The sequence below is a fragment of the Anaerobutyricum hallii genome, assembly GCF_900209925.1.
Classification (GTDB): Bacteria; Bacillota; Clostridia; order Lachnospirales; family Lachnospiraceae; genus Anaerobutyricum; species Anaerobutyricum soehngenii.
The window spans coordinates 1,727,848-1,741,175 of record NZ_LT907978.1; the positions used below are offsets into that span (position 1 = coordinate 1,727,848).

The 13,328-nt window shown below is 40.3% G+C and carries 10 protein-coding genes and 2 pseudogenes; 2 read left to right on the forward strand and 10 right to left on the reverse strand.

Annotated elements, in window-relative coordinates:
• Positions 1-43 precede the first annotated feature (43 nt).
• The 5 genes from EHLA_RS07885 to EHLA_RS07905 all read right to left on the reverse strand — a co-directional run bounded on the left by EHLA_RS07885 (position 44) and on the right by EHLA_RS07905 (position 9,272).
• Complete coding sequence (locus EHLA_RS07885; RefSeq protein WP_096240138.1) at positions 44-5,305, reverse strand: SpaA isopeptide-forming pilin-related protein; 5,262 nt, start codon at positions 5,303-5,305, stop codon at positions 44-46.
• A gap of 448 nt (positions 5,306-5,753) precedes the next feature.
• On the reverse strand, positions 5,754-6,437 hold the full coding sequence (locus EHLA_RS07890) for a sigma-70 family RNA polymerase sigma factor (protein WP_096240141.1): 684 nt from the start codon (positions 6,435-6,437) through the stop codon (positions 5,754-5,756).
• 619 nt (positions 6,438-7,056) lie between these two features.
• Positions 7,057-7,284, reverse strand: coding sequence for a hypothetical protein (locus tag EHLA_RS07895; protein ID WP_005334838.1), 228 nt, complete (start codon positions 7,282-7,284; stop codon positions 7,057-7,059).
• 234 nt (positions 7,285-7,518) lie between these two features.
• Positions 7,519-7,935, reverse strand: a complete 417-nt coding sequence (locus EHLA_RS07900) for a hypothetical protein (RefSeq protein WP_242970693.1) — start codon at positions 7,933-7,935, stop codon at positions 7,519-7,521.
• A gap of 14 nt (positions 7,936-7,949) precedes the next feature.
• Positions 7,950-9,272, reverse strand: coding sequence for a DNA repair protein (locus tag EHLA_RS07905; RefSeq protein ID WP_096241590.1), 1,323 nt, complete (start codon positions 9,270-9,272; stop codon positions 7,950-7,952).
• A gap of 214 nt (positions 9,273-9,486) precedes the next feature.
• Here EHLA_RS07905 and EHLA_RS07910 point away from each other — a divergent pair, with 214 nt between their 5' ends.
• Together EHLA_RS07910 and EHLA_RS07915 are read left to right on the forward strand one after the other, a co-directional pair.
• Positions 9,487-9,945, forward strand: coding sequence for a helix-turn-helix domain-containing protein (locus EHLA_RS07910; protein WP_096240145.1), 459 nt, complete (start codon positions 9,487-9,489; stop codon positions 9,943-9,945).
• Between the two features lie 83 nt (positions 9,946-10,028).
• A complete protein-coding gene (locus EHLA_RS07915) occupies positions 10,029-10,553 on the forward strand; it encodes an ImmA/IrrE family metallo-endopeptidase (RefSeq protein WP_242970694.1) in 525 nt (174 codons plus the stop codon).
• 177 nt (positions 10,554-10,730) lie between these two features.
• On the opposite strand, the gene EHLA_RS07920 is transcribed toward EHLA_RS07915, so the two are convergent.
• The 5 genes and pseudogenes from EHLA_RS07920 to EHLA_RS07940 form a co-directional block, all read right to left on the reverse strand.
• Positions 10,731-11,303, reverse strand: coding sequence for a CDP-alcohol phosphatidyltransferase family protein (locus tag EHLA_RS07920; RefSeq protein WP_006427153.1), 573 nt, complete (start codon positions 11,301-11,303; stop codon positions 10,731-10,733).
• On the reverse strand, positions 11,293-12,357 hold the full coding sequence (locus EHLA_RS07925; RefSeq protein ID WP_096240147.1) for an FUSC family protein: 1,065 nt from the start codon (positions 12,355-12,357) through the stop codon (positions 11,293-11,295). The genes EHLA_RS07920 and EHLA_RS07925 overlap by 11 nt, the downstream gene beginning before the upstream one ends.
• A gap of 31 nt (positions 12,358-12,388) precedes the next feature.
• Positions 12,389-12,871, reverse strand: a pseudogene (locus EHLA_RS07930) (sensor histidine kinase); the annotation flags it as partial.
• Positions 12,868-13,020, reverse strand: a pseudogene (locus EHLA_RS07935) (linear amide C-N hydrolase); the annotation flags it as partial. The pseudogenes EHLA_RS07930 and EHLA_RS07935, both read right to left, overlap by 4 nt.
• Positions 12,998-13,282, reverse strand: coding sequence for a hypothetical protein (locus EHLA_RS07940; protein WP_096240148.1), 285 nt, complete (start codon positions 13,280-13,282; stop codon positions 12,998-13,000). The pseudogene EHLA_RS07935 and the gene EHLA_RS07940, both read right to left, overlap by 23 nt.
• Between the last annotated feature and the right edge of the window lie 46 nt (positions 13,283-13,328).

The window sequence follows — 13,328 nt, forward strand, 5'->3', positions numbered from 1 at the left end:
CACAGATTCCTTTCGGTTTCCATGAACGCTCATTCTTATTTGATTAGTGTTTCTTTTTTCTCATAAATGCAAGGACTCCTGTACCAGTCGCACCAATGCCGAGAAGCATAAACCACAGCCACAGATTGGTGTTATCCCCAGTCTTTGGTGAATCACTGACAGGTTTTCCACCTTCCGGTGTCTTTTCTGCCGGTTTTTCCTCATCTACCATGGTTACATGCTGTACTTCACTAGTATCCTTTACTTCGAATTCCACATCTTTTGCAACCAGATAGCCATCCGGTGCTGTTTCTTCACGGAGAGTGTATTTTCCGATTGGAAGCATTTCGATGTAATGTGCTTTCTCTGTACTGGTCCAGCTTTCCACAACTTTTCCATCCTGATCAAGGATCGTGAGTTTTGCTCCCGGAAGTTCTTTTCCGGCGATATCCTGTTTGGAGATTTTCACCTTCGTCACATCATCCTTCATCTCAACTTTCTGCACATCGGCAGTATCTTTGATGGTGAACTTCACGCTTTCAGCTGTCACATAACCATCGGCCGGTTTTGTTTCAACCAGTGCGTATTCTTTTCCGACAGCCAGCTCACGGATCACATGTGCTTCTTTACCGGAAGTCCATTCATCCACGATATTTCCATCGGCATCTACCACTTTCAGCTTACATCCTGGAAGTTCTTTTCCGGTTGTCAGACTGGATTTGGTAAATTCTACAACGGTTGGCTGATTCTCAAAGGTAAAATCATAGGTTACAGTCGGCTGATTCTCACCTGCATACTCAAAAGTAAATTCCTTTACTTCATCGTTGGTTACGAATCCATCCGGTGCATAGAGTTCTTTTACATAGTAAGTGGCTCCTATTGGAAGATCTGCAACAAATGTGATCTTTCCTTCTTCATCCGTAGATTTCAGTTCAATGATCTCATCGGCTTCGATCAGGACTTTACCAGTTGTCTCAGACTTAATGTCTTCTTTGGCAAATAATCCAAAGATAGCTCCTTCCAGTGTACGGTCAGAATCTTTTTCCTTCTTAAGTACACTGACTTCTACTCTCTGACGGTTGTTCTGCCAGTCTTTGTCATAGACTACAACCGGTGTATTCTGATCCACGTAAGTCAGATTTACATGACGGATTTCACCATCCAGTACATGACCGTAAGCAGTTCCTGTTTCTTTCACATAGTATTTACCAAGTGGAAGATTTTCCAGTTTTGCAATACCGGTTTCATCTGTCTTGATCGTTGCAATCAGTTCATCCTTTTTATAGTAATCGTCACTGACGCCATCGGCAGCCTTGATGTCTTCCTCAGCATAGACTTCAAAAGTAACATCTGTCAGCTTTCCGGTTACATAGTTGAAAATGTGTTCCACCACACCTTTGACCTTATCGCCCAGTGTAACAGAATCCAGAAATTCTCCCTTTTTGTTGATGATGAGTTCACCAACCGGTACCTCGTCCTTCATTTCCACTTTCTGAACCTCTCCGGTATCTTTGACTGTGAATGTCACATCATTGGCTACCAGATAACCATGCGGTGCAAACTCTTCATGTAGGGTATAAGTCTCACCCACTTTCAGATATTTAATCACATGCGGTGCATCTTTGGAAGATGTCCAGCTATCTACTACATTTCCATCTTTATCCGTTACTTTCAGATAAGCTCCATCCAGTTCTACACCGGTTGTTGCATCTGATTTTGTGATCTCAACAGTTGTCGGCTGGTTCTTCTTTACGGATTTTAATGTTACTGTCTGTACATCCTGCCCCTGATAAGAAGCATCAAATCTCAGTACTTCATCCGAAGATACGAATCCATCTGGTGCTTTCAGTTCTTTTACATAATAGCTTCCAAGTGGAAGATCCAGTGTACATGCTGCCTGACCTTTTTCATCAGAAGTCATTTCCTGTAAAAAAGTATCTGCTTTGACGATCACTTTTCCATCTTTCGTCTGGATGTCTTTTGTGTTATAAATACCGAATACTGCTCCAGCTACTGTATTGCCTGTCTCAGCATCCTGTTTTTCGACCGTAATCGACACTTTCTGTCGTTCATCTGTGACAGAGATTTCTTTCTCGATTACTGCAGTATCCTGATCTGCATAAGCAAATTCGAAATTTTCCGGCACCGTATTTAACACATAAGTGTCCGGTGCATTCTTCTCTTTGACATAGTATCTGCCAAGTGGAAGATTCTTTACAGTTGCATAACCATCTGTATCCGTTGTAACGGTTGCCACCAGTGCATCCTTTGCAAAATACAAAGTTCTCTGTCCATCTGCATCTACCTGATGATCGGCAGTATAGATATCCTCTGCCGCATAGACTTCAAATTCAGCACCTGCAAGTCCAGCCATTTCATACTGGAAGTCCTTATCAAATCTCTTTAACACTTCACCCTGTTTATAGATCTTTAACTGACCTTTGACCGGGGCATTGGTATATTCCACATCAATGACTGCATCTCCTGTGACAGGATCGGTCAGATAAGCAGTATCTGTATCAACTGCAACTGTCACATAGTTTTTGGATATTGTGTACCCATCGGGTGCCGTCACTTCCTCAATCCGGTAGTTACCAGGTTTCAGATTTCTCGGCAGTACCAGGTATCCTTCCTCATTTGTGAAATAGGATTTGTGTACCGTTGGCTTCGGATAGGATGTTGTCTGTTCCACATATTTCTGATTATCCAGGTCGTATACCTTGAACTCAGTATTAGCCAGGAGTACAGATTTCTGTGTTTCTGCATCCTTTTTGATGATCTTTAATTTTGCTTTGAATTCTTTATCCAGAAGCACTCGCCATGTCTGCGGTGTATCCGGATAATTCTCTGTGATCTTCACTACAAAATCATCGACCGGTGCATAGTTGTGTTTGCTTGTGGTCTCTCTTACCACATAAGTTCCATATGGAAGCGGAATCGATCTTGCATATCCTTTTTCATCGGTAAACATTTCTGTCTGGCCATCTGCAGTCAGTACAACTGGTCTGGCTGAATCAAAATCATAACTTCCATCTGCTTTTACTTTCAGATCACTGACAAGCCATGCCGAAAAACCAACTCCCTGCAGAAGGTCTGCATCGGTCTTCCCGTTGTTTGCTGCCTTGATAATCTGGAACGGCTGCTTGATGACGGTTTCTTTACATACAGAAGTTCTTTCTACTGTCGGAACAGTAGCACCTTCGTAAGTACAGTCCACCTCATGTTCTGTCAGATCCAGTACGTATCCCACCGGAGCACTAAGCTCTTTCAGATAATACTTTCCAAGATAGAGATCCGATACAGAAGCTTCGCCATTCTTATCCGTTGTCAGGGATGTGATCAGGCTGTCTTTCTTATGGATCGTTCCGGTTCTTCCATCCGGATGAACAATATCTTCCCTTGCATAAAGGCCATATACTGCACCTTCCAGCGTTGCATCCCCCTGTGCTGCATTCCCTGTCTCAGCATCCTGTTTTGCAATGTTGATCTTTGCATTTACACGTTTGTCTGTTACATTTTTAGTCGTTGTCTTTCCGATAGCAAGAGTCACATTATAAGACTTTGTATCAATCTGATATCCTGTTGGAACAGAGATTTCTTTCAGATAAACAACTTCCTGTGTCTTTTCCATTGTGAGCTGTGAAGCACCATTCTGATCTGTTGCAGGCATCTCTGCAATCAGCTTTGTACATGCAGCATCGGAATAGATCCCGTACACTGCACCAGCCAGTGCATTGCCTGTATCCTGGTCTTTCTTTACAATGGATACCTTACATTCTTTTGTCCAGGTTACTTTAAAATCCACATATTTCTCATTTCCGACACCTTCACCGAAAACAAGAGCCAGATCCTGTGTTCCGGATCCTGTCACAATCTTGTAAGCAGAGTATTCTTTATCAATACTTCCCTTCATCTGAGAAGAAAATGTAGCACTGACGCTCTCTGCCTGATCAAGTGGTGCTGTCAGATAAAACTGTGTACCTCCACTGATTTCTACACTTGCTCCTGCAGCACTGGTTTTACCGGTTGTCACATTTACAAGCTTTACACCGCTTGGCAACTTAAATGTGATTGTCTGCAGTTTATCTGCTTTGAATGTGATCACGCTTGTTCGCTGGCTGTTTCCTTCCACATAAGCCTTTACATTAGATTCGGAAAAGCTCATATCTACAGACGGAATGTCCGGCATATTTACACAATAATTGTAAAGCTCCATTGCCAGGTTCTTTCCTGTTGCATTGGTTCCGGATGCCCAGTCACTGGATCCATTTGCATAAGCCGCTGCAAGATGCGTAATAATGAATCTCTTTCCTGCTGGAAAATTCGGATGTTTCTCATCGAAGAAACCATTCTCATCACTTGCTTTTGTTCCGTAATAGCAGACCTTTGCAAGTGTCTTTCCATCGGCAAGTTTCTGGATCGTATAAGTTCCATTTCCCGGTCCTTTTTTTGATGGTTCAACACAGTATGCTGTCGCATTGATGCTTCCCCATTTCACATAATATGGACAAGTCAGATAAGAACCTAATCCATAATCTGCGTAATAGTACCAGGAACCGGCTGTGACGGTGACTGATTTTGTTCCTGTCTCACCAGAAGCAAGCATCATTGGCATATCGAAAGTAATACTTTCGCCTGCTTCAAGATCTGCAAGAGCAACTTCCTGGTCAACCGCTTCCTGCATGACCTCAGAGAGTGTGATCCCTGTTTCCGGATCAACGGTCTCCTGGTCTTCAGTTGCTTCGATCTCTGCATCAAATTCTTTTTCTGTCAGTTCTGTTTTGCTCTCCGTTTCAGCAGCACCAGTTTCCTCTGTAGACGAGTCAGCCTCAGAATCCTCAGTTTCTGTCTTATCGGAAGAACCAGCATCCTGATCAGAAGAACTTTCTGACTGCGAATCTTTCTGCTGATCCGCTTCTTTTACCACGATCTTTCGATTGATCTGGTAGGTTGGGTGATCCGTTGTCTGTGGTTCTACATAATAGACTGCCTTATAGGAATTGGCATAATCGGTAGAAAAATCATTCCCGTCCGCATCTTTTGCTTCCTGAAATGTAACTTTTACTTTGCTGTCATCCTGGATCGTAAGACCGGTATAATCACTCTTTACATCGAAATTGTCTCCAACCTTGATCTCATAATCCTTTGCAGTTACCACTTCATCTTCATCCAACTGATCCTTGATCTCCTCATAATACGGAATCTTTTTTACAGATCCAGCATCATCAGAAGCATAGGCAACAGCGGGAGAGAGTACCGTCGATAGAACCGTTACTGCAGTCAGTAAACCGGACATCACCCTGCGTGCTTTCTTTTTCACGTTCATTCTCTTAAATCCTTCCTTTCTGATTCTTTTGTGTATGGTTATCTGTTAGTTTCTGCATATTATCTTTTATACGAAGATGATCGCCTCCTTTCCTGAAATTTGTGCTATTTGGGACAGTCAGCACAAGCTGAGATAACAGCACAAATATATGGCGGTACCTGTTTGTCACAAATACCGCCACATGATTTCTACTGTCATCCTCTTTTTAGATTCAGACATTTTATTTTGATTTAAGATTTAAGCGTTTTCCTGTTTTCTTTCCCGGATCCGTTCCTATATCAGTTTCCATCTCTGATACGTTTTCTTCTGGCAGACACGCAGCTTTTCGCTCTATGCATGTTCAAATCAAATATCACTCCGGGCAGGCTATTCATTTTTCAAGGTACATGAAGGTGTTCTATGCAAACCCTTCATATAACGAAACGCTCAGAGCCTGTTTTACAGTGGTCTAATTCAATTTTTTTGAAATTTTTTTAAAATTCTTCGTTTTCCGCCTTTTTTTCATCGTTTTTAATGCTCTGTTCAGAAGGTCATTTACACTCTGTTGTTTGATTCCCAGATAATCTGCGACATCCTGCTGACGCATTTCTTCGAAATAAACCAGATTGAGTACCATCTTTTGCCTCTCTGTCAATTCCTTGATCAGCGCATGCAGAATTTCTCTGTCGATAACATCGTCAACAAAATCTTTTGAAGATCCTCTCATAATCTCCGCATCATCTGTAACATCGCTGTTAGAAAATACACCATGATTGGTGCTGATTTTGCTCTGGCTGTATGTCATACGGTCTTCAGCCTCCATCAGCAGACGGATATACCAGTTCTCGTTATCAAAGAACTCTTTATTGAATTCCTTGTTATCGCCAGTTACACTCACATATTCATAGTCATCACAACTATGAAGCGGAAATACGGTTGATTGATTTCCCGCTGTATAAAGCACATATCCGTGATCATAAACAGAGATCGTTGTATCTGCATTGATCATTTCTTTTACTACAACTTTGTGTTCTTTCAAGGATTTCACGCTTGGGATTCTTTTCTCCATATCAGCAACTTTCACGATTTTCTTCAGTTCTTTTAATGTCAACATAATGACCACCTTTCTGCCTTTCGGCTCCGGGTGGTCCATTCCATCTTTTATAAAATTCCTGCACAGACATAAAGAACTGCAGCACAAGAGATCACGAACTCACCCGTTTTTTTTGAACGGGAGTCCGTGACTCCTTTGTAACGCATGTATCTGCGTTTAGATTAGGTTTGCCAGATTGCCTGGCTTATTCAGTTGCTATGTGCACCTTCTGATTTATTCTCTGTTTGCTCTTTGCGAAACATGGAATAATCGCCCATAGCATCGTAAGGACAATGCCTTACAAATTCCTGGTATTCGATTTCAGTCATCTTTGTTTCCTCCTTTGTGTCATATTATCAAAATCTCTATTTACAATTATTTTTGCAAAAAAGAATTCAACCTCTATATAACGAAACGCTGAGAGCCTGTTTTACAGTGGGGTACGACAAAAAATTTAAAAATCTTTCGAAATACGTCAAAAAAGCCCGACAAAACAAATACTTCAACAATCTCCAAAACCAGAAAATACTTCTGATCTTGCAGTGTATCCGTAAATGTTTTGCCGGGCTCTTAGTGATTCCAGTCAGGTTCAGCTCCTTGACAAACTCTTGCTGTCTGGTGCGTTCTTGATGGTTCCTGCCAAATCCAACGCTTACTACAGACAGCTCATTCTATTCTGTTATGATCCCTGATTCATCATCTTTCGGGAATACGTCCGCATCCTGGACTTTAATTGTTCATCTCGGATGTGGATCGGACGAACCGACACCATATCATCCTTTACAAATATTTCCAATGTACTGCGACATTTTTTGCACTCCACTTCTGAATCGCTTTGTGCGCTCTTTTCAATAAATGCTCCACATACAGAGCAGTGTACATGCCATTTAATAGCACCTGATCCCATATAGGCTTCCTCCTTTAAGCAATAAGATATTTCTCCATTTATTACTCAACGGACCAAAGGGAAATCAAATCCGCCTTATGAGCATCATGCCATCCATTCCGTAAGTGCCAAAGCTGCACGAACAGCACGATTTCTATTCTGATCAGATCTGCTTTGTCAATCTGTGCATCCTTTTTTATCCTTCCACCAGCTACCACTCACTCTTTCCAGTATAAAAAATTCCGCTGTGATTAATTAACATGATATTTCTATAGTTTCAAATACATCCCCAGTCAGATCACAGATGTCCTGGATCTGAATCTCAGTATCATCGATCCGTAAGTGGACTGATGGATCAAAAAATTCTACGGTTCCAGATAATGTATGGTACTGACCAATTAATGGATCCTTCCAGGATTTTTGAAAATAAGTTGCCTGTATCTTCATTCCATATGCCAGGATTCTTAATTTCATATCCAGCTCATTTTTCTTTTCCTCAGATAAATCTCTTTTTGGTTCGTAAATGATTTCCTGTTGCCGGATCGTTTCATCCAGTCCACGAAGTGCCGCAAATGGAGCAAACTGTTTTGCCCTGCGTCCTACATCCATGGGATGCCTCCTGGAAACCGGTCTTGGTAAATATAAATACGGTTGATATGCACTTGCCAGCACTTTTTGCACCTCCTCTAAGCACGGTGACCACCAATCTGTTCATTGCGTTCTCTATAGGTGGAACACTCCAGCAGATTGGATCCACGCATGATCGCATTCTTTCCATAACGCTGCTTTACATTCAATACTGCTTCCTGTAAATGCCGTTCCTTATCGGTCTGTTTGGGATCATCAAACAGGCTGTACTGCACATAACTTTCAGGAGCAACCCTGTTCGCACACACCTCGATTCTTCGGATTCCGGTATATTTGTCTGCAATCCTGAGATATAAATCTGCCACTGCATCTATGATTTTTTTGGAACTGTTACTTCCTCTTTCAAGTTTTACGGTTCCTTTAGATACCTCATGCTCATACCTGTGGTCGTATGCAATCCATAAGGTGATAGAACTTGTCACCAGTCCCTTTTCAAACAGATCCAGGACCAGGTTGTCTGTCATTTCCCTTACGATCACAAGTGCATCTTCGAAAGAATAGTTTCGCATCAGCACCTGACCATTTGAAAGGCTGTGCTCTTCCGAATGATAGTTCTTGATGTCACTCATCCGGCATGTTTCATAGCCCCATGCATGATCGATCAACAGCTCTGCATCAATCCCAAACATCTTATACAGCCAGTCTTCGGATCTTAAAGAAGCCATTGCAATATCGCCCATCGTATGGATTCCATAACCGGCCAGTTTTTTTTCAGTCCGGGATCCAATCCTCCAGAAGTCACTTAATGGTTTATGATCCCATAGCTTCTCTCTGTAAGAGAATTCATCCAGGATTCCGATATGGTCATCCACATGCTTTGCTACGATATCCATTGCGATCTTAGCAAGATACAGATTGGTTCCCACACCTGCAGTTGCAGTGATGCCAGTTTCCTCCATGACTGCCTGCATAAGCTTTACCGCCATTTCTTTTGCAGTGAGATGATAAAGCTGCAGATAGTTTGTCACATCAATAAAACACTCATCAACACTGTACACATGGATATCTTCTTTTGAGATATACCGCAGATAGATTCCATAGATCTTTGCGGAATAATCCATGTACAACTGCATCCTCGGCATGGCTGTAATGTACTTCACACAATCCGGTATCTCATGGATCCGGCACCGGTTCTTGATGCCAAGAGACTTCATAGCTGGAGTGATTGCCAGGCAGATTGTTGACTTTGATCTGGTCGGATCTGCAACCACCAGGTTTGCTTTAAACGGATCCAGTCCACGTTCTACGCATTCTACAGAAGCATAAAAGGACTTTAGATCAATACAGATAATAGAAGTCTGATCCTGACTCACATTGTCACCTCCCATACGTCTTTCCTCTTTTTGTAACATGTATCCCATTTTAACTGTCAATGACTGTGCATCCTTTCTGTTTTCTTTAAAATATAGGAAATTCATTCCACATATTCATTGACAAAAGAGGAAATATTGTGTATCTTATAGGAAAGATGTTTCCCTTATCTGTGATTCACATTATAGGAGAGATATTTCCCTTTGTCAAGATTAATTTTTATTTTTTAGGAGACACATTTCCCGTTTTGCCTTGAAGCGGCTAATGAAACTTATAAGACAAGGCTTAGAAAGAGGTATGTTTATGACATTCGGTGAAAAAGTAAGATCATTAAGAAAAGAAAAAAAGATGAGTCAGCAGGAACTGGCCAGCATGGTTGGTGTTTCATATAGGACCATTCGATCCTGGGAAGTAGAAGGACGTTTCCCAAAACAAAATGTTCTGTATCAGAAACTGGCAGATGCATTACAGTGTGATGTTTCTTATCTCATGAGTGAGAATGAAGCTTTTATCACAGAGGCATCCGAACAGTTTGGTAACCGCGGTGCCAAACAGGCTCAGCAGATTCTGGAACAGGCTGCAGCTATGTTTGCTGGTGGATCACTGACAGACGAAGATAAAATAGCTTTTATGGATGAGATCCAGAGCCTTTATCTGGATTCCAAAAGACGTGCAAAGAAATTTACACCGAAAAAATATCTGAAAAACCAAGAGGAAAAATAATAGAAGGCGGGATTATTGTACACCTAATCTGTTACCTTATAGTTACAAGGATATTTCTGCCCTTTTTATTTTTTACTTTTGAGGTGATTTATTTGAGAAACACTTACATATATACAGAAACAAAGAAATTAATCAAGAAATATGGAACCCGAGATCCATTTGAGATCATGGATCAGATGAACATTGTGGTCGGTGAAACTTCCAGATATAAGACACTGAAAGGATACTGTTTTATGAGCTGTAAGACAATCTATGTCATGATCAACAGTTTCCTTTCAGAAGAAGAAAAGATGATCGTTGCCGCCCATGAATTAGGGCATATCATCCTGCATCGTTCCCAGCTGAAAATGGCTCCAATGCAAGATGATACCCTCTACAATATGACGGATAATACAGAATACCAGGCCAATCTGTTTGCTGCCGATCTTCTGATTAATGATGAGGAGATCGAAGATATGGTTCAGAACGAAGACCTGGATTATTTCGGACTCTGCAGCTCTTTGAATGCGACTCCGGAACTCATGAGCTTTAAACTATACAGCCTGACAAAACGAGGCCAGGCTTACCATATGCCTATGGAGATACAGAGTAATTTCCTGGCGAAATAAAGTAAATAAAGATCCTGTTCTATATATCATAGTATGAACAGGATCTTTTTATAATGATTTATTTTCTATCTAAAATTTTATTAAACCGACTAAAGACTCCATAGTTTGTGTGTTTGACTTACTGTTTATATCTATCTTCTCCTAAATATTTTTCTAGTCATTGCAATATAAAATTGCTTATACAGTCTCTCCCTTAAGAGTCCTGGTATTCTGGATAATATACAGAGCGACCGATATGACCATCATTATAGCGCACAAACCAATCAACAGATCTGATACCATAGGTGTAATGTGGAACCATATAATATGCACCGCTGCAGTTCCATATAATAAAAAGGTTACTATCTTTCCATGCCAGTCTGCACCGTGTACTTTTCCTGTCTTTCGTATCACAAGACATCCACTGACTGCCATATACAGCTCCTTACCTGCCATTATTACGATTAAAAGAAGCATATGCGGAAACCGAGTAAACAGACAGATTAACATCGCTGCCTGTGTCAGCTTATCGGCCACCGGATCAAGTATTTTTCCCAAATTACTAATCATATGGAATCTTCTTGCGATATATCCATCAGCAAGATCCGTAAGACCAGACAGCAATAAGATTTCTCCAGCTAACAGAGGATTTTTCTTTACACAATAGCTCCATATAATTACCGGAATCAGGCAAAGCCGAAAAAAAGAAAGAAGATTAGGAACCGTAATAATTCTATTCAAATTTTCTTCCTGATTCACTTCACTCTGCATGTACGGTCGCCTCACTTTCCTTTTTTTTTGACATAAACCAATAAAATATAACACAAAATGCTAATGCAAACACAACACCAAAAACATTTTGAATCACTCTAAGACTAACCGCTCCTTGTAGTCCATAAGTCTCTGCAGCAATGGCTAAAGCACCAAATGTGTTAAATACTGCCTGCCAGCCATATTGTGCTGAAAGTCCTACACCGATTCCACCAAGAATTCCTATATATGCATAGATTGACGAAGGAAGCAGAAAATATAATACTGTAAAACATATAACACCTGCAATATTTCCGACAATCCTTTTACGGACTCTGTAGTGCATATCTTCCATAAATGGCAAAATCGCGGACATGGCCGCAATACCAGCCCACATTGCACGTGGCATATTACAAAGTTCTGCAATGCAAAGGACAATCGGTACGCATAAAATCTGACATATCTGCCATTTTGTTCTGGAAGAAGTGATATCAAATTCTTGTATCAGATCTTTCAGATTTCTTTTATAAGTTCTGTTTTTATGATTTCGATAAAATACGAAGCAGGTAAGTGCTGCACCTAAAGCCATTCCGACTAATCGCATCTGATAGCTTTTTCCCGTAACATCATAACCATATAGCAGCAGATACCCAAGAACCAATGTAGATTGATTAAACATGAATGGATTATGGCATCCGAACAGAATCAACACAGCCAGTGCCGCAATATTTAACAGCATTCCCAATACCGGTGAAAACTGATTTGCTAAATGCGGACATACAGTCATAATTACAAAGAACAAAGCCAAAAGCATCGTAGATTGTCCGGTGTGGATCCCCAGATCCGCATTCCGAAATACCATAAGGCATAATAAAACTACTACACCCACAATACTATTCTCATTTCCAAATAAGATACTGAAAATAGTAACAAATAAAAAACAAAATGCCATTGTAACAGCTATCTTCACCAGATATACCCACATATGATATGATTTTTCTTTCACTGTTTCACTCTTTTTCAACAGATTTTTAGAACCTGCCTGATTTAACTGCAATTCCTGATAAAATGTCATGTAATTCCTCCTCTATCTGTTTTTCTTAAACTTATATGGCCTCATCTTTCTGTATTGGAAGCTCTACAACAAATCTGCATCCACCATATTCACGGTTTTCTGCTTTGATTGTTCCTCCGGCACTATCTACAATCCGTTTTACAAGTGCAAGACCTAGGCCATTTCCTTCTGCTTTATGAGATCCATCTACCTGATAGAACTTGTCAAATATTCTGGATTTTACATCATCCTCTATTCCTGGTCCTTCATCTTCCAGAATGAACTTAACAGAATCCTGTTCTTGTTTCAGAAACATCGTAATTATCCCCTTTGAAGGGCTGAACTTAATCGCATTATCCAAAAGATTTATCCAGATATGCATAAAAAGTCCTTCATTCCCAGTATATTTAACTTCCTCCAATTCTACCTGAAAACCAATTTCTTTTTCTGTCCATTTTGTTTCCAATGAAAGAAATGCCTGGCGGATCTGTTCATCCAGACGATATTCTGTTTTTTTCATTGGTATATTCTGATTGCATAATGATTTTTCATATCGCCAACATGGCGAAAATTAAACGCATAATTACGTGGTGTAATTACTATCTGATCACCATAAGAGAATTCATAATCGAGGGTTCGTCCAAAGTAAAAATCTTTTGTTTTATAAGTTGCTGCTGTACACATGATCGTTTGCAAATGCAATAGTTATTGCACCACATACAGGTATAATGCATGCATATATATATTTTGCATATTTCTCCAATTTCTTTTCAAATAATTTTGTTAAACCGGCAAACAAAATCATAATCAAAACCATACAATCTTTATTATTGCCGTTAATGAATAACATGACAAAAGCAAATGCAGCAATTGGCACTACAGCATTTGTCAGAAACATAATTGAATTCATAAATTTCTCTTCATTTTTTATGCTTTTTAATTCCATAATGATACCCTCGCTTTTAAAATTTATTTACGACCATGTTTTTGTG